We start from the raw sequence: 17420 nt of genomic DNA on the forward strand, positions 1-17420 counted from the left end.
GTTTAAATGCAAAATCAATGAAAAAAGTCAAAGAATCAGCTTTGAACGCATGCTCCTTCCTACAATCGGTGCATTGTGTTTTTTATGCCATTCCCAACAAATTCAGGGACGAAATAACGAAAGAATGTGGCATCAGCATCCCCACGTATTATCGCCGCGTAAGGCATGATGGTCCTAAATGTAGTAATGCAGAGAAGGACAAAATTGCTCAGATAGCCATTGAGAAGCTTAAAGCTGCTATCTCAGAATGCGAAGTCTTAATTTCCAAACGCAAACAGTTGAATTGACTCGTTAGCGGGTCCTGAACTTGAGCTCGGCACGTAGACTCACGCCGGACAACAATTATCCAATAATAAAGATGCAAAGGGTATATAAGAGCCATTAACGCTGGCTCCGTAACAACATGGCTGCAGGGTATCTACCCTGTACCACTTTCCTATTCCATCAACATCCAAAACAAAGTTTTATGAACGCACCACAAGTAGCAGTTGGGGAGGTCTTTCCTATTCCCATGCCTGATGGTACCACAACAGGTGGCCACTACCTCAACTTCACCACAACGCTCTTTAACATTAGCTATTATACCCAAACCCCCAAACAGCATGCAATGCTTGTAAATAAGGGAGGGTTTAAAGTTTATTTCGCAGCCATTGGGCCCATACCGCTGGTAAAGATACAAACACCATTGGGACCACTTTACTTTGTGCCTAACCCGATGGCATTAAGCGATAAGGAATTTGCCGATTGGACTTCAGAACGGAAGTTCGCACCTACGAGAATAACATTTTATCTGCTCAATATGAGAAATATCGTAATAGACAGCCACAATATTATTGTTACTCGCCAGTGGCATATATACGATACAACTAAACATCTACTAAAAGTCTTCAATACTCCGCAGCAAGTAGATGAGGAAGTCGATTGTATTTTTAAAACCTATTCACACCAAGCGCTGGAAGAACGGTTTATAATGATCGGGTAATTTGTACTTCTGCTCAATATTAAGAAAAGGAACAATTCCAGCTTTTGCAACGGCATGATAGTCCCCTGAGCAAAGAACGGATCAGGGCCGATGAACTCATTGGAAAATAAGCTCACCAACAATCGCATGCTGCAATTGCTAGGTCAAAGTCATGATGAAAAAGAGAACGGCCCTGCTTAGGGCCGTCATCCTCTTTTTTTATTTAACTAATACATCCTCATTTCAATCCACGAACAAAGATCCTATCTAGCAATATTGTAATAAATGCTGTCCAGTTGCCTCTTTTTCGACTTGCTTTGCTGACGATAATAGATTGTCCAAGCTTTACGATATTGATCCACCTCTAATTGCCTAATAATAGCTTCCTTCCTGTCATCAGTCCATTTCAAAAAAAATCTATAGCTATAATTAAGGAATACCATCATTATAATCCAGAGAAACCAACGCCCAAAAACAACTTTGTAGAACAATTTATGATCCTGCTCAGGGAATAGTAATACCTGAAATTTGTGTATTACATTGTGCCGCTGCTTAATGATTGACAGTTTAAAATCTAACAGCTCCTTTTTCAAAACCCTTTGAATAATACTGCTGTCTAATCTATCATTGGACGATTGGGTAGCAAGAAGCTTTTCTTGCAGCTGGTCAACCTGCAGCTTTAAGTCTTTTACAGCCACCACTATTTCACTAGCGGCATTTGCCTGCTTTTTCTGTTCATGAGTCAATTCTTCTAGAACAATAATTAAGCTCTCTTCCTCCATAATAACTCCTTTTTTCTGTATATACTAATTAATGCCCTAACCCACGGTTGTATCCACGCTTCTTCTTTTTTTTCTTTCTCATTCCAGCCTCTATCATTTCAAATGGGATATGATTGTCTATATATTCTGGCCTCAAGAGTAACTCTAAAATATTCTTAAGTTCCCTAGTAATATTCGAGTCCTCTAATTTATATACTGTTTCCCCTCCACTGCTATTACTGTTCGCTAATAAATCAGCGGCAGATGGTCTGTTACTTTCCGTCCGAGGATCAGCAATGAGAACGTCATTTCTGTTTTCAATATCACTTCTATGGCTAAAAAACCTTTCGATTATTGACAAGGAAAAGCCAACTTCACTCCCTTTTATCCTCACTTTTTTCTCATCAATAAAAACAATTCCCCTTCCTTTTACCAACACATATCCGAGTTCTTCCATAGCTTTAGCAAATTCTTCCCAAGACTTCACTTTCACAAGCGTTCGCGTTATATCATTTGCTAATTTAATTCTGCGAGTATCACCCCTCTTCTTGACCCGCTCATGAGGAGGCAAAAATGCCCTTGGACTCAGGACTTCTTTAAGCTCAAATTGCCGCTCTAGCCGCCGACAAAGTGCCGCCATTTTCTTATAGCTATTGCTATCACTGGCCACCCTTCCATCGAAGCCAACTCTGTTAGCAACTACATGTATATGCTGCTCCCTGGTATCCTTATGAAGGATACAGATATATTGATTCTCTGCAACCCCGAATTCCTTCGCACACGCCGCCCCGACCTCCATCCACTTGTCCTTATCTAACAGCTCGCCCGGGGCCAGTCTAAGCGCAAAATGAAAGACTGGATTCTCCACACGCTTGCTTAACCTGGATACATCCTTAAACTCTCTAGCTAATTCATATTTATTGCCAAAACATTGATTATAAAACAGCACTTCGGCCCTATTCTTATGCTGTACATTTTCGCGCTCCGAAAGATACTGTTTGTCATCCTCAGACAGTCCTTTTTTGTCCTCCAGGCAATACCTGATGCATTCATAAAAAGACCCTCCGGTTCCCACGTATCCAATCATAAAAAATAAGTTTTTACCTCTCCAGCCAATTCTTTTAATCTCATAGACTGAACCTTCAATTCAGCCCTTTCAATAACAGTCAATTCGTCGTTACTATTTCGCTTCCTGGCAATCTGATTAAGATTCGCTGCCATGTGATTTAAGATTGCCGTGATAGACAATATTTCGGAAGGCAAGGCCTTCATCCGCATGTCAATTTTTCCGGTCAACGCCAATTCTCTCAGATATTCAGATATAGAAAGACGGGCACTGTTTGCCTTGATTTTAATCAGATCTCTTTCAGCAAGCGTACACTTAAGCGAAAGCAACTGATTTCTCTTTTCTGCCTTTATAGGCCTTCCGCTTCTTTTTCGGGACTTAAGATCCTTCCTCTCCATATTCATTGCACTTAATATTCCCATTGAATGCGGCCGCATGAAAAAAGAACGAATGCGAAGCCATGAGTGAATGAAGGTTTTGGTACTACCAAAACATAGCTGGCTACCTACATTTTTTCAAGACCCTTTTGCGACCTTTTGATTACCGGGCCTAGTATCATCCTTGGAACGAGGACATACAGCGAAATGTCTTTACATCTACATCTACTTATATAAAGCAACCTTTTCAGAAATCTACATTTCTAAGGGAATAGTCAATAGATCAATTATTCTTGTGATGAACATGAAAACTAGCGAGAATAGAAATGCTTCGGGAGCGAATTTAAGGGCAGACAAATTGTCCGCAGCAATTGATAATACGCTTAAACCACCCCAACATTTTTTGCAATAAAAACGGCAAGTATAGCCGTAGCAAATACTTGCCGTTATGGACATTTCTCGCTACTTCATTTTAATAGATCTGACCTTTCAACTACGGATTTTACTGGTAGAAAGTAATCGCTGTATGTCCTCACGATCATAGTAAATAGCACCGCCTATCCGAGTATAAGGAATCGTGCCGTTTGATCTAAGTTTTTGTAAGGTGCCAGGAGATAGATTTAACATATGCCTGACTTCGTAAGACTTTAGCCATTTGCGTGGCATTACCGGGGAAATTTTCTCGTCAATTAGCTGTTTAAATTCTGACATTAGGCGCTCTCTGAATTCATCCAAATCTTCGAGAGTAACTAACTGATTTCTGATTACACTTGTCATAATCGTACCCACATTTTTCAACTTCACTTTTTCCATTTCACGATATTTTGAATTAACAATAACTGCGTAACTAACACGAGTCGGAGATAGAGCTACCTGGTGCGGGTGATGACTCCATATAAGAATAAGTAATATCAATAATAAATAAATTTTACGAAATATCCAACGGAATGAACTCTCCTTGACCTACCTTATACCACTTTGATATCATTTGATCCAACAATTCACTAAAACGAGTCATCACTATGAAATAAATCAACATATAAACAAAACGCCTAACCATTGTTTGGAACCCCGCCGGGAAGGGGTACGGGGAATGGCGCGGCGGCAGCGCCTTCCCCGCTTAAAAAAATACGACCTTCAGAATAAAAAAGGGGCGCTCGCTATGAGTAACAAAAGTATCCACTTCTCAACCCACATTTTCCTGTTGCGATCATTGGGACGAACAGATCAGTTTAATTTATACGTATCATATTCAGCTCTCATTTTTTGAGCTTGCTTGAAAATACCAACGTTTTAAACACGTCACAGATAACATATGAACATCTTGTTCCACGGCAACCGCATGGTATAAATCCAATTGTGCTCAACGAATATATGCCTGGACAGTGCCGAACAGTCCGAAAAATGGAAAGATTAGAAAACAAGCCAACATAACTGGAGAAAGTAGCCCTTCAAAAGGCACGACAACGGCCCGAAACACTGCTGAAGGACAAAATCGAAGACCGAAACGTTAAAAATACAAACTAGTTGGTATTGTTATCAGCACCTAAAGTACGTACTTTTATCTTCACGAAAGTAGCACCTAGGAAGGTCGATATAGACAACAGTAAGAAACAATGAAGTATGATACCGTTAATGTAAAAGGGCGCTGAAAACGCGAAAAAAACTGGCTTATATCCAATCAAATATTCGTACTGTAATAATTACAGTTTGATCATGCTGTAATTGACATATTGTAGGAACAACTATTGAGATTAGTTACATTCATTTAATGAGAGCATTAGACCTAGCTTAAAATTCATGACGGCCTACACAAAAACAACATACATTACTTTTTAAAAACAACAACATGGACCAAGATTTAGAACAACTGCTACAGTCAAAAACTGAAGAAATGGCAAAAAGTCTTGAAGCTGAGGTTAACCAAATTATTGAAGAAGGTCAAAGAGACATCGACCAAATTAACAAAGAATATAAAGATGCAAACGCTATTGAAATAACCACAAAAGCAAAACTTGAAGTCGAGTGGCGCACGACATCAATCAAATTTGATATTCCAAAAATAAGAAAGCGTAGAGAAGATGTTTCGTTTTACGTACCAGAACTTCACACGGATCTGGAAGAAATAAAGTTTAAAGGTCCAGCGACTCGAATGGTTGAAAAATGTGTAACTAAAGTGCCTAAGGTTATAAAGGTATTTCCAAAACCAAAAGTTGAAATGGTATGTCTAAACGTTATGGTTCCAGAAGTCTACATGAAGGACGTATCAATCAAGTTAGATATGCCCAAACTTCGCAAAAAACGTATCGCAATCAAATTTGACATCCCTGAAGTACATATGGAAAGAATTGAAATCAAGACGAAAGTTCCTAAAATACGGGTAACAGACGTGGAAACTAAAATGGAAGAAAAAAAAGAAAGATCGAATATCTATCAACACGCATGACTGCACGTATCGACAGGGAAACTGAAAGCTTTCAAAATATCTTGCAAGAAGAACTTGTGAATATTACTAATCAGTATTTTGACAATGAACGAAAAGCTGTGCTTGATGAACGAAAACAAGTAGAGGAAGCTTACAATCAAAAAATTGCTGAATACAAAAGAGCGATCAACACCTTAAAAGAAAACAATGCGGTTGAGCAATTTTCAGCTCTAGAAAAAGATTTGGAAATGACTGTAAAAGAGTATGAGCAAAGTTTAAAGGTGTTTGATGACAAACTTACTGAAATAGCGATGCTGCAGACACAGGTTTTAGCATACATGAAAATTTCCCCCGCTGCTTGACCTTTGCAATAAGAACATCGCTGCAAGCAGGAGCGAATTCTGTGGATGATTTTTTTTATAAAATCGAGGCATTCAGAATACAATGTACCAATTCGTCGACAGTCAGTATATCACGAATCTTCCTACTATCAAGTGCGACTGAACTTCGGCAACTGACCAATCAAGACAGGTAAGCAGACAATAAAATTTCTTGTGTTTAACGGCTTATTGCGTCGTGCTTCACAACGACTTTAGAAACAGGAGAAGGCGCTGCTGACGCGCCATTTCCCTTCCCTAGCCGGCATGGTTTCCAACAATGGGAAAGGCATTTACATAAAAAATTAGATACTCACCCAATTTTAGTTAAAATAGCAGTAGCCATCCAATTTCAATACAAATTTATAATTTTACTATTTGAGGTCTGGCTTTTCACACTCTTTCAAATGTCAAACTGTCCGCTTACCGTGATTTTGCTCCATGATTAAATTGTGCACATTTCCCCCATTAACATTGAGTTAACAATTTCGTGGTATCCATTCTTTAACTTTCCAGAAGCAATAGTTATATAAATCTATATCAATTAACATTCACACCCCGAAGCTATGAAGTTGTTCCTCATTATGCTGCTGGTTATAGCCTCTCATGAAGCTCGTCCCAAAATAGTCCATCACCAAATTATCTGGAAAATATCTGTCTCAGATCCGATTAAAATCGGAACATGACTGGTCTGTTTTAGACCAGCGATCTGAAAAAGCGCTGTTTCGCGTGCTCTATCTGGAAAGTAGGGTGAAAACACATTTACACCGCGACGGACAACGGAACTTTCAGGAGTCACCAAATGTTATACCATTTGTCTTCAAACCAAATAAATATATGACAAGAGAAGGAATAAAAACGGCCTGGATTACTGGAATCTGTGCAATAATATCAGCAACGATTACGGGAATAATCCAAAATGGCTGTAATAACAGTAAATCCCAGGAAAAAGAGCCAGTGCATCAAGATTCCGACTTAGGCTCAAATTATAACGCGGGCAGAGATAACATTGAGTCAGGTTCTGGATCTACTGTGTTTACTGCTAATGATTCGTCCAAAGTGAATATTACAATAAATCCTGTAGCTACGGAAAAAATGAAAATCAATAACGTGAAGCCAACCCAATCGATAGTTAATGACCAAACTGTAACGTCCTATAACCAAAGTGGAGGTATTACTGCAAAAGAGGTAACAGTAAATGTACCTACTGAGGAAGACCTATCCGATATCGATATGCCTAATAATTTTATTACTGATACCTCTACAGTGGACGGATATTTTGTTTTTAAAGTAAGACCGAAGGTTGGTAAATGGGATTCTACATTTATTGCATTTCCCTATAAGGAAAAAGACGAGGTTAGTGCTAATTTCAGTAACGGAAAAATTGTCATGGCTGGCACACTTGAAGGATCGATGCCTATAATTCTAAATGAGAAAATTGATCCTTACTATTTCTTTTTATGTTATGGTGAGCAAGCTACTCCTAGAGATGGATTTATGATCTCTTGTAAAAAAAGGCCCTCCATAATTATATTCGGAAGTATGACGAAAAAAAATAAGCAATACGTTTTTCCAATTACAAGCATGTAGTTTGCGATTGAGTAAATGGCAAGGCTTCGAAGCTACAGAAGCACCCAAAAGCTAGCTGTCTTACTTTAAGAATCAAAAAGGTAGTAGAAATACATAGAAGGGGCATTTTCAGCTTTGGGATCGTAACTTTTGAATTATACGATAGTTTTTGAATTGGTTAAACGAAAACAAGAAGGAGATTAATATTGTTATGCCAATTCTAATTGACTTTGCCTATAGGCATCAGCAGTTAACGCCTTAACAGTATTTCTTTTCGTTATCTTACAATAAACTAAAAAAATGGATACATCAAGATTTGAGATTGCTAACTTTATAGCAGAGGCCATTAAAAAAGACTTCACCAACTTGTTTATTCATTGTGAAAATGAGCTAAAATGGCTTGATGGCATCAAATTTAATACGGCAAGCCAATACAGGGATTGGGAATGGAGAATAAAAGAATACCGAGAATTTATTCACGAATTTACATATATCCTACATACCGGAAATAAGCCTAGTGGAATGAAAGAATCTGATTTTAAACGGACAAAGCCAATAATTGAAGCCTTAGTTGAAAAGGGTCAGCTAAAATCCACTATTCTTAACATTTATAGCCCAACTACTTAGCAATTCTTCTCTACCGCGTCCCCCAAACGCTCGCTGCCTCGTTCTATAGAATACCTATATAAACTTAAGATCTGCAATGTCGAAAAAACGAGATAAGATGGCTTAATTGTAGTATCAGGTCTGTACTAATGCAGTACCAACCAAAATACGTACGGTACACAATAGCAACTTAGGAGTTAAATCTTTGAATTCTTGAATATCTGTCCCCATATGTCACTGGTGAGTTTCGCAAATGGCCGCTTATGAAATTCATCAGGAGATATAAAAGTTCCAAGGAAAAGATTCACAAAATCGGTAGTATCCCTTAAAAGTAACCCTCCCGGGACCTTCAATTTAGACAGCTGCTTTACCAGCTGTTGGGAATACACATGATTATAGATGCGTTTCTTCTTAAGAAGCTCTTGTACCAGGTCGCGGTGCTCTATATATAACCTATCGATATACATATTTTCGATTTGGGAGGTGAATCCGGGTGGATACTTCAGATCTATTCGGAGGTGATCCAAATTCTCAAAGAAATTACTTCCGAGCAATGTAACATGAAAGGAGGGTAAATTTTTTACTGATCCATCATATGGATTATAATAATTTCCGGGAGTAGCGCCCTTGCTATGATTACAGGGTCCACAAGATGGAACCAGGTTAAACAAGGAAAGAGCCAGAAGTGGATACTTGTCCTTACCCCAAATATGGTCAAGCTGCGAAGTTCTTTTCTTCGCATTGGGAACATTTATTACATAATTTCTATTGCAATAGGGACATACGGTAACACCCGTCCTGCGAACGAAAGAATAGGCCCCATATTTATTGCTGCCAATCTTGAAGGGGGTTTTCTTCTCGCTTGCAAATTTCTCATATAGCTCCCGCAAGCTCCGTATCGAGGCCGGAAGCTCTTTGGGGATACTTTCCAACTGTTTGGCCATATTTCTCAGGTCGGCAGGTGGGGCAACCAGAATTTCTACAAAGGTCTGTTTTATTATGGCATTTCTTTTTAGCCAGGTGTCGATGGCAGCAAGTTTTCGCCTTCGGGATGGCGCTCCCATGTAGTCCATGATAGCATTCTGGTGGTCTGTCTTAAACTCGGCTACTTTGTTTATTCTAATTGGTATCATAACTATTGGTTATCATTCTCCAACATCTGAAGCAGCAAATTTCTAATAATTGGCTCTCCAATAATTTCAATTAACTGCCGGATCCTGGAGGAAGAAATGGAGGTCCCTCGCCGGTTCAGTGTCTCAATTATTGTATCGATCTGCCTTCTGGCAAATTCACCCATCAAGGTATCCGGGATAAAAAAAGCGCTGGTATAAAGGGAATGTATATTAGCACCGAATGTCTCTCCGATCTGCTCAAGCTCATCACCACTTAAGACCTTACATTGGCCATTGTCAACCTTTAAAAAGTTAATTTTGGACTTTGGGATATCGGACGCTATAAACGGGGAATTAGATGTAAGTATCAGTTGAATTTCCTTACCTTGAAACAGGACGCTCAGATATTCTATTACCATTTCTAAATACCTTCGCTGCCATTCCGGATGAAAATAGGTTTCCCCCTCATCAATAAGTATAATTAACTGCTGTGCTTTTATCAGCTCCGGCTTATTTCGGATAGAATAAAATCTGGAGTAAAATACCAGCATGTTATTTTCACCGGAACTTAAACCCTCCCAGTGAAATGAAAGGAAGTGATATCCCCCAACAACCAGTTTGTAGTTTTCAAGCAACTGATATAATTCTTGGCTATCATCCTTGTCCAATCCCACTATTATTTGAGCCATATCTTCCCAGATATTCCCAGTATGAAAAACAAGCCAGTGTTCCGGAACCTTAGCACTATAGATAACTTTCAATAACGTAGATTGTATCGTTGACACGGCTTCCGCCAGTGGTTCCTGTAATAGACCACGCAAAATTGTATCATCATCATTCAATACAAAATCCTTGCACTCCTGAAAGCTTATCCTTTTCAAACTTTCTGGATACTGAACTGCAAGAACCACCAATAGGCGAAATCTGAAAAGCCAAACAAAAAACTGCTTAAAATCATGGAGGCTGATACGGCGACCAGACACTCCATCGCTAATATTGTTCAGCCATTCCTTCACCTTCATTATTCCCTCCAAATCATTATTTCTAAACCATTTATCATCTTTTCCGAAATTAAGCGAACGCTTATCATCAAGCGCCAACACGATTTGACTGGGCAATTTAAAGGGCGCGGTTACGATCTTAGACGAAATAAAGTCCATCTGTCTGCGCAACTCCTCCAATTTGTGAGCGGTTATCGGATTAATTCTTTCACTGGCTTTTGACAGTGTTGCAGTGCGGAAGCCAGGCGCTTCGTAGGCATCAATATACAATAGCTCTTTAGTGGAGATATTCAAAGACGGTTTGGTATCGAACACATACTGCTGGTCAAATACATTACTGTAATATACCATTAAATAATCATAGATATTATTAGCCTTCTTAGCGATCTGTGAAGACTTTCTATTAGAGCTGATCTGAGCCAAGGAATCATTAAAGTACTGAACAGTATATCCCCCACGTTCTAATACAGCTTCATTGCTGATCTGCAAGTTGTCATGGCAAAATATTTCCTTATCAAAAATGACAATACACTCAAGTCCATATTCATATGTAACGTATGCATGATCGCTGTGGGTTCCTAATCTAAGCAGAAGGAATTCCAGTAGGGACGATTTGCCGGCGCCGTTCATTCCCAGCACAGCGCTAAGCGCGGTAATATTTGTACCATACAGGTCTGGAATATAACGTTCATTGTCCTCAATAGTTAGTTCACCGGTCAAGTCATCATAGTAATATCGAAATTCGTCGGACAGAGTAAATCCCTGTTTTGCTATATTTTTATATGAACTAATCCAGATGTAATTAAGGCGCATGCTAGGGTTAGGTTAAAAGGCATTTCCGATAGCCACGGCCAAATCGAAAATAGCGTTATTGAAATAAGGCTAATATCGTTCATTTCTGTCGTATTAAACAAATATGCGGTGATAAACCCATAAATGTGCATGAGGACCTTTTCAGGAGAAGTTGCGACCTCGGCTTTGAAATTTACATTCCATCTGTTCCCCTCGGACGACCTACACCAGGAATAGTTACAAACCCGCACATTATACGATCTTAAGCCACTGGAGGATGCTCAATTTTGAGTCAAATCCAAGTCAGTGACCAATACAAGAGAAAATGTAGCCTTGCGTTCTTGTTTCCGTAACTTGCAAGCAATGGAAAACAACTCTGTTAGTGAATGATGGGAAATAAATCCTACATTCGCTCAGTTGGAAAAATTTACAACCGATTATATTAGGCGGGATAAAAACTAAAAATTTTACCTGCCGCATGCGATCTTGGAGGAGAAGTCATTTTCGGCTAAAATCACTCTATCAACCCATATTCTCGCTTCATTTAACTCAGGACATCTTAAAATATCTTTTTCCAAAACTTCATTTACCCATCTAGGTCCATGGCCTCCTACCGTTTTGTCGAAGGATTCGATTTCACCAATCTCTAGTACAAATAAACCTTTTTCTTCGAAGGCTTGCTGTACGCGACCAAAAGCTTTCGATGCTTCACCATTTGGCAAATGGGACTTTCCTGAAGCTTTAGCTTCTGACCAGGGAGAAGATCTCTTCAAAGCGTTTTTAATTTCTTTTATCTTACTGTCTGGCATTATATTGTCACTTATCTGCAAAAAAATTCCATCAATCTCTTGCTTTAGTTGCAAAGGATTCAAACCCGGGCGCTTTTCGTCGATTGCTCTCTTGACCTTCATAAAATCAGATTGAATCACACCCCAATTACCGCCTAATTCTTCAAAAACCTCTCGTGCAGGATTTTCCTCGTGATAAAAATCGAAGTCACCTATTGCAATAATAGGAACAGCAAGCTTTTTTAAGGCTCTCACCACCACAGGGAACCTGTGTTTCCCGCCACTTTGTATAAATAATAAATCAAGAGATTGACCATTCTTCGACTCAGATAATGTGGTTGATAGGGTATTATAGAATCTGCTATCAGAATCGCTTTCTACCAGAACGACTCTTTTATGGAATAATCCGTCAAGTACATTTGAGTGTCGAAGAAGTGAATCTCGGGAGATATCCTGTAATTCTACATTATTGAGGATATTTATTTTATTATCAGCTTTATCACGCTCAATCCGAACCATTGTTATGCGTTCCGAAGCAACATCCAACAGGCCTTTAAGCAAGTGCTCACTGTGAGTTCCTATAAAAAGTTGTTTGTCCTTGTTAAGTTCCTTACCCATCATTTGACCAAGTAGCAATGCCTGGGGAGGATGCAGGAATGCTTCTGGTTCATCAATGATGTTAACAGTATATTCTTCTGAATAAAGACTGAGAAAGACCCCGGCAAAACTCTTCATTCCATCGCCCTGGTCATGCAGGTACGGGAGTCTACGTAGTTTCTGTTGATATGTACCCGAAACGCGGTCTTCCCCATTCGTGATAGTAGGCTTTGTGCCCACATGTAAAGGAATGATTTCACCTGCCGCATGATTCACAATAACGTCTTCACCAAACGCCTTGCGAAAATATCGGGAAAATACCTCCTCTTTTCTGGTGTCTGCCTTAATTATATGTATAGGATTTTGATGTGGCCTTTCATGCAAATCAATATTCGGCGCTGGTTCCACCAACAGTAATCGGTCCTTGGTATCAAATTCTTTAACAAAGAAGGGAAGTATGCCAACATGGTTATCCCATCCCTGCGTAGTTGCTTCCTCCCATTTATTTAATAAGCCAAATCGGCTCATTTGAATATTATCCGGGAACGAATAAGAGTCGCCAAGTTGCCGATTACGCAGCATTTTTTCAACCTCGTTCTTTGTGCCTGAGGATGTAAAACTTATTTTGTCGAATATGTATTTATGTTGACTAGGTAATTTATTTCCTTTCGAAATCTCTCTTAACGCAGTGCTCTTTCCACCATTATTAGGTCCGACAAATATCACTATTGAATTTTTAACCAGATCAATGGTTTGTCCGCCCTTAAATTTTAGCCTACTAACCCAAAAAGAGGCTCCCATATCATTTGTTTATTTCGTAATAAAAAGATACTCACTATTATAGACGTCATCAAAAATCCGAAGCAATTCATCCATTTAATGAAAGTTTGTATTCTATAGGTTTATAACTTAATTGGTCGTAATTGACAATGAAAAGTACCCAAATGTTTCCATTATTTTTTCTAGCAATTTACCTCCGTATAACTATCCTTACCCCCAAAGGATTATATAAATACTCACAAAAATACAAACTAGTTGGTATTTTTTTTAAGCCCTAATTTGTTCATCTTTACCTGCATGATTCTTCGATCGACGTTCCGTTAAAGGCCGATAAAAGTGGTGAAATAGCAATAGTTTTTCGGTATTATGATTCGCTCAATAGCCATTGGATATACCTGTATGAATGATTTTCTCCCAATTCCCTTCTCGTTTGAAGCGCCTAGAGGCAAAAAAATAGGAAAAGGCGGTGCAGGCAAGTCCTTTTAGTCAAACTGTGTATAGATTAACGGTCATCAATTTTTTCTCCGCAATCGGTCACTGAACATCTTTAAAAACTATCCATAGTATACGGAAGTTTCGCTTCACACAAAGCAGAAAAGCATAGTATTATTTACTATGTTATAAACAATATCTAGAATTTCAATCTATTAACATCAAGTTAACGGATTAATACTTTCATTTAATTATTTTCCGGCACACAAAAGTGTAGGGTAACTTTTCAACCACCTCTCTAAACTATGAAATTGAAAGCATTTCATCAATTGTCATTATCAACTAACGTGATGGTATTTATTGCATCGATCGACTGCAATACAAAACAAAATGAAAAATCGAGCCCCAATTCAGTTGATTCATTGAACTCAATCATAGGCCGAACCTTTCACTCATAAGTTAATATTGATCTAGACAATGACAACTTTATCATTCGAAGAAGCCAAACTATATTTCAATCATAAATTGCCTGAAGTAATTAAAGAAAGGGCTATGCTTCACAGAGTAAGAGAAGACTTTGTAGCCCATTTTTCTCCTGCTAAAATCTCTAATATGGACATTAAAGAATATGCTATGGGATGGGGAAAGGATAGTGTGAAGAATAATTTCTGTCAAGGAATTGAGAAAAAGCTGGATGGCTTAGGTCGCATATATGGTTCGACTTCCCGGAAGTTCGGGATGTACTATAGAAAGGATGAACATGATTTTTATATTGCAAAAAAGTTTGGCACAGAACCAATAAAAGCCTTTGAAAATGTTCGAAGAAGCCTTATCGAACTGCTTGATGCTGGGGGGAAAGAAGATCTAGAAAGGCTAGCTGGTAATCCACTTTCATCAATGTTTAAAGGTAAAATACTGTCCACCTACTATCCAGATACCTACTTAAATGTGTTTTCTGATGATCATCTTACATATTTTGTAACGCAATTTGGTCTGGATCTTCAATCTCCTGCATTGACACAAACGAATGAATATGCAAAGAAATCTGCATTAGTTAATTTTAAAAATCAAGATGTTGCTATGCAGCATTGGTCGATTGATGTTTTTTCGCACTTTCTTTATCATTATTTTCCGGGCCGTCCGTTGAAAAATTGGAAGGATCACAATAGCGAATATTCCGGCAGTGAGAGGAGCTTCCCTTCTGACCCGAATTATTCCTTCGTCAATCTTGATATTGTAGAATCGGATACACGAGAAAGGAGCCAAATCAACAGGACTTGGGATGACAATACTGATTACGAAAAGGACGCTAAGTGGCTTAAGAAAATTGGCAATAGAGGTGAGGAAATTGTCTTTTCTGCAGAAAAGTTCAGGTTGAAAAAAGCAGGCAGACAGAATCTCGCAGCAAAAGTAAAACGCATTGAAGTTGATTCGGTAGGTTTCGACATCCTGTCCTATGATGAAAATGGGGCAGAAAGATTTATTGAGGTGAAGACAACAACTTCGAAACCAGGATACTTTAATTTTTTCCTGTCGGCTAATGAGCTAGCGAAAGCGGAGACACTAGATAATTATAAAATTTATGTCGTCTTTGATATTTTCAGCGCAAATCCTAAAATATGGATAGCTGGTAATCCTTTTAAACCTTTAAATGGTGCAGTCACTATGAAACCGCAACTTTATCGAATTGCTATTAATGTAGTTTAGAGGAAGATACACTCTATTCAATTAGAAATTAAGTTACATATCTGTTAGCACGCAGTCAATATGGCTTTCATATAGCGGCAGCACTTTAGAGTTAGAAAACACACAGTCTTTTTCTAGGCCAAATAGAATATATTGCGAAGCAACCTTACAAACCTATCCCATGCAATCAAAAGAAGATTACCTCCAGAAGTTAGAAGAGAATTTATTAAGTTCATTAAATGCGAATTATGAATCACTTAACAAGAACATCATTTTGTCTTACATTTTATTTTCCATATTGATGTTGCTTGAATTTAATCTCGCCAGTAAAATCTCAATTGAGGGGGCCGATTTGGATTTGAATGACAACACTCGGTGGATTTTCATACCTGCAATGATGTTAATCCCCTATATATTGATTAATAATTCATTGCTCAACATAGCTCGCATTGTAGATAACCTAAAAACGAATTCCGATAAGATTATCGAATTGAATCCCGAAGCCCGGCCTTTCCTTGTTCAAGATCTAGATGTGTATTCGCAGGGTATAGCTGGTATGCAATACCAGCTAAGTCAGTATATCATAAAAAGGTATTTTAGGACAACTGGCCGCTACTTTGGAGTTAAAGCTCCCAACTCCCGAGAGTTTTTATCAAAAATTGTATTCACATTTAAATTGCCGTTCCTGTTATTCAGAAGCGCCCATGACCTATCCAATTTTGTTATACTTATCGCTATGAATTTAGTCGTGTTGATCATAGTCTATGCTTTACCGATCGGCATTCTAATGATAATGATATATAACAAAAGCATTTACAAGATCGACTCCTTTTCTTCGCTTCTTGGGGTCATTGAACACTTTCTTGTATTTATTGGACTCATAACAATGACATTATTTACTGTTTACACCAATGGAAGATTTTATTCAGCATGTTCACATCACCTAGTTTCTTTTTACAATGAGGCCAAAACAGGATTGTTTTCGGGCATGATCAGGGTTATTTTAAGCATTTATTACTATTATGTTGGTCCACGTCCATAGGCCTATAATATCCTTTGTCAACAGATAAGGATATGAAGTAAGTGGACAAGCTGCCACGAACAGAGCTCCAAACTGTGGCACTACCAGATATCTAAAAAATCTTATCTTTACCCAGTCGGCAAAAGTGGAATTATTCCCCCGCACTAGGACCAAACAATTAAGCAATCATCAACCTACCTGCGCGGAATGACTACGAATCGACATTAACATAAATCGTATAAAGCTCTTTACGTCGTCTCCCATCTATACAGCGGTCAATAATCCGTGAGTATACAACAGAAGAGATATGCATAAAATTGATTACTAATTATTTGCGAAAGACTTCGAATCCAGTCTGCCCGACTGATGGTGTGTGTAATTCGAACTAAATTTAGTCAATAACGTCGAGATTTAAAGCGGTGAGTAAATCCGGGAGTAACCCAAAGCTCATCCGTGAAAGAAAGCCACCAGCTTTAAAATCAGAGACTAGTTCGAATCTTGTCATCCCGACGTTACACACACTTTATTTCGATCCAAAGCCCGCAAATAGTCAGTATTTGCAGGCTTTTTATTTTTCAGCCTGGCAAATTATATCAATTCCTATCATTCTTTTCATTTTTCAAGTAAAATACACAAGGTCCCTCACCACATCATATAGTGATAGCGCTGAGAGACTTTGCTGGCACGGAATTTCTAATTTATCCGCCTTTTACTTTACTATGGATAATCACACTTCCAGGGATACGTAAATAATTGTGGATCCACCTTGAGTGTTTCTAATAATTGTAGCAATTCTTCATCCGAGTTGAGGTAGTAGAATCTTTTATCAAGATGTTCTTCCTGATAGTGATCATTCTTCTTATTATTCTCGTAGGTACTCTTTTCCATCTCGAATTGAACTGCCATGTAAATATAGTCCAGGTGTTCGGTCCCAAATGGCTTTTTCGTTGTTTTACCAACTGCCATCCATCTGCGACGATCAGGGGTTGAAGCCGGCAATTCCGCAACAATTTCACCCCCACTTCTCAGCCTATTGTAAATCGCTAATTCAAATTTGTCTTTCATTTAT

Annotated in this window: 16 protein-coding genes; 8 read left to right on the forward strand and 8 right to left on the reverse strand. The window is 38.5% G+C overall.

Going from position 1 to position 17420, the window contains the following annotated elements; translation table 11 throughout:
• Positions 1–17 precede the first annotated feature (17 nt).
• A complete protein-coding gene (locus tag CLV42_RS23650) occupies positions 18–287 on the forward strand; it encodes a hypothetical protein (RefSeq protein ID WP_106604400.1) in 270 nt (89 codons plus the stop codon).
• A gap of 179 nt (positions 288–466) precedes the next feature.
• Positions 467–982 (forward strand): hypothetical protein, encoded by a 516-nt coding sequence (locus CLV42_RS23655; protein WP_106604401.1) that lies wholly within the window; start codon positions 467–469, stop codon positions 980–982.
• A 242-nt stretch (positions 983–1224) separates the two neighbouring features.
• On the opposite strand, the gene CLV42_RS23660 is transcribed toward CLV42_RS23655, so the two are convergent.
• The 4 genes from CLV42_RS23660 to CLV42_RS23675 all read right to left on the reverse strand — a co-directional run bounded on the left by CLV42_RS23660 (position 1225) and on the right by CLV42_RS23675 (position 3978).
• Positions 1225–1743 carry a hypothetical protein gene (locus CLV42_RS23660; protein WP_106604402.1) on the reverse strand — a complete coding sequence of 173 codons (519 nt, stop codon included), beginning with the start codon at positions 1741–1743 and terminating at the stop codon, positions 1225–1227.
• Between the two features lie 28 nt (positions 1744–1771).
• A complete protein-coding gene (locus tag CLV42_RS23665) occupies positions 1772–2809 on the reverse strand; it encodes a relaxase/mobilization nuclease domain-containing protein (protein ID WP_106604403.1) in 1038 nt (345 codons plus the stop codon).
• Positions 2806–3186 carry a plasmid mobilization protein gene (locus CLV42_RS23670; RefSeq protein ID WP_106604425.1) on the reverse strand — a complete coding sequence of 127 codons (381 nt, stop codon included), beginning with the start codon at positions 3184–3186 and terminating at the stop codon, positions 2806–2808. The genes CLV42_RS23665 and CLV42_RS23670 overlap by 4 nt, the downstream gene beginning before the upstream one ends.
• Positions 3187–3654: 468 nt before the next feature.
• Positions 3655–3978 (reverse strand): helix-turn-helix domain-containing protein, encoded by a 324-nt coding sequence (locus CLV42_RS23675; RefSeq protein ID WP_211303521.1) that lies wholly within the window; start codon positions 3976–3978, stop codon positions 3655–3657.
• Between the two features lie 1036 nt (positions 3979–5014).
• On the opposite strand from CLV42_RS23675, the gene CLV42_RS23680 reads away from it, so the two are divergent.
• The 4 genes from CLV42_RS23680 to CLV42_RS23695 all read left to right on the forward strand — a co-directional run bounded on the left by CLV42_RS23680 (position 5015) and on the right by CLV42_RS23695 (position 8163).
• Complete coding sequence (locus CLV42_RS23680; protein ID WP_106604404.1) at positions 5015–5611, forward strand: hypothetical protein; 597 nt, start codon at positions 5015–5017, stop codon at positions 5609–5611.
• A complete protein-coding gene (locus CLV42_RS23685) occupies positions 5608–5952 on the forward strand; it encodes a hypothetical protein (RefSeq protein WP_106604405.1) in 345 nt (114 codons plus the stop codon). Before CLV42_RS23680 ends, CLV42_RS23685 begins: the two co-directional genes overlap by 4 nt.
• Before the next feature lie 852 nt (positions 5953–6804).
• Complete coding sequence (locus tag CLV42_RS23690; RefSeq protein WP_106604406.1) at positions 6805–7557, forward strand: hypothetical protein; 753 nt, start codon at positions 6805–6807, stop codon at positions 7555–7557.
• 279 nt (positions 7558–7836) lie between these two features.
• Positions 7837–8163 carry a hypothetical protein gene (locus CLV42_RS23695; RefSeq protein ID WP_106604407.1) on the forward strand — a complete coding sequence of 109 codons (327 nt, stop codon included), beginning with the start codon at positions 7837–7839 and terminating at the stop codon, positions 8161–8163.
• 176 nt (positions 8164–8339) lie between these two features.
• Here CLV42_RS23695 and CLV42_RS23700 read toward each other — a convergent pair whose 3' ends face one another.
• From CLV42_RS23700 to CLV42_RS23710, 3 genes are all read right to left on the reverse strand, one after another.
• Positions 8340–9275: an HNH endonuclease gene (locus tag CLV42_RS23700; RefSeq protein WP_106604408.1), complete on the reverse strand. Its 936-nt coding sequence runs from the start codon at positions 9273–9275 to the stop codon at positions 8340–8342.
• A 2-nt stretch (positions 9276–9277) separates the two neighbouring features.
• Complete coding sequence (locus tag CLV42_RS23705; RefSeq protein ID WP_106604409.1) at positions 9278–11068, reverse strand: AAA family ATPase; 1791 nt, start codon at positions 11066–11068, stop codon at positions 9278–9280.
• A gap of 446 nt (positions 11069–11514) precedes the next feature.
• A complete protein-coding gene (locus CLV42_RS23710; protein ID WP_106604410.1) occupies positions 11515–13233 on the reverse strand; it encodes an AAA family ATPase in 1719 nt (572 codons plus the stop codon).
• 888 nt (positions 13234–14121) lie between these two features.
• Between CLV42_RS23710 and CLV42_RS23715 the strand changes: the two genes are divergently transcribed.
• Both CLV42_RS23715 and CLV42_RS23720 read left to right on the forward strand, forming a co-directional pair.
• Positions 14122–15351: a DUF3883 domain-containing protein gene (locus CLV42_RS23715; protein ID WP_106604411.1), complete on the forward strand. Its 1230-nt coding sequence runs from the start codon at positions 14122–14124 to the stop codon at positions 15349–15351.
• Between the two features lie 160 nt (positions 15352–15511).
• The gene (locus tag CLV42_RS23720; protein ID WP_106604412.1) at positions 15512–16372 is read left to right on the forward strand and encodes a hypothetical protein; all 861 of its coding nucleotides are present in this window, start codon (positions 15512–15514) and stop codon (positions 16370–16372) included.
• A 696-nt stretch (positions 16373–17068) separates the two neighbouring features.
• On the opposite strand, the gene CLV42_RS23725 is transcribed toward CLV42_RS23720, so the two are convergent.
• Complete coding sequence (locus CLV42_RS23725; protein WP_106604413.1) at positions 17069–17416, reverse strand: hypothetical protein; 348 nt, start codon at positions 17414–17416, stop codon at positions 17069–17071.
• Between the last annotated feature and the right edge of the window lie 4 nt (positions 17417–17420).

The organism is Chitinophaga ginsengisoli (assembly GCF_003014595.1).
Lineage (GTDB): Bacteria > Bacteroidota > Bacteroidia > Chitinophagales > Chitinophagaceae > Chitinophaga > Chitinophaga ginsengisoli.

Coding starts and splice junctions, on each gene's coding strand:
- CLV42_RS23695 (WP_106604407.1), top strand. CDS start 7,837: ATGGATACATCAAGATTTGAGATTGCTAACTTTATAGCAGAGGCCATT.
- CLV42_RS23660 (WP_106604402.1), bottom strand. CDS start 1,743: ATGGAGGAAGAGAGCTTAATTATTGTTCTAGAAGAATTGACTCATGAA.
- CLV42_RS23705 (WP_106604409.1), bottom strand. CDS start 11,068: ATGCGCCTTAATTACATCTGGATTAGTTCATATAAAAATATAGCAAAA.
- CLV42_RS23685 (WP_106604405.1), top strand. CDS start 5,608: ATGACTGCACGTATCGACAGGGAAACTGAAAGCTTTCAAAATATCTTG.
- CLV42_RS23715 (WP_106604411.1), top strand. CDS start 14,122: ATGACAACTTTATCATTCGAAGAAGCCAAACTATATTTCAATCATAAA.
- CLV42_RS23655 (WP_106604401.1), top strand. CDS start 467: ATGAACGCACCACAAGTAGCAGTTGGGGAGGTCTTTCCTATTCCCATG.
- CLV42_RS23670 (WP_106604425.1), bottom strand. CDS start 3,186: ATGGAGAGGAAGGATCTTAAGTCCCGAAAAAGAAGCGGAAGGCCTATA.
- CLV42_RS23680 (WP_106604404.1), top strand. CDS start 5,015: ATGGACCAAGATTTAGAACAACTGCTACAGTCAAAAACTGAAGAAATG.
- CLV42_RS23720 (WP_106604412.1), top strand. CDS start 15,512: ATGCAATCAAAAGAAGATTACCTCCAGAAGTTAGAAGAGAATTTATTA.
- CLV42_RS23665 (WP_106604403.1), bottom strand. CDS start 2,809: ATGATTGGATACGTGGGAACCGGAGGGTCTTTTTATGAATGCATCAGG.
- CLV42_RS23710 (WP_106604410.1), bottom strand. CDS start 13,233: ATGGGAGCCTCTTTTTGGGTTAGTAGGCTAAAATTTAAGGGCGGACAA.
- CLV42_RS23700 (WP_106604408.1), bottom strand. CDS start 9,275: ATGATACCAATTAGAATAAACAAAGTAGCCGAGTTTAAGACAGACCAC.
- CLV42_RS23675 (WP_211303521.1), bottom strand. CDS start 3,978: ATGGAAAAAGTGAAGTTGAAAAATGTGGGTACGATTATGACAAGTGTA.
- CLV42_RS23725 (WP_106604413.1), bottom strand. CDS start 17,416: ATGAAAGACAAATTTGAATTAGCGATTTACAATAGGCTGAGAAGTGGG.
- CLV42_RS23690 (WP_106604406.1), top strand. CDS start 6,805: ATGACAAGAGAAGGAATAAAAACGGCCTGGATTACTGGAATCTGTGCA.
- CLV42_RS23650 (WP_106604400.1), top strand. CDS start 18: ATGAAAAAAGTCAAAGAATCAGCTTTGAACGCATGCTCCTTCCTACAA.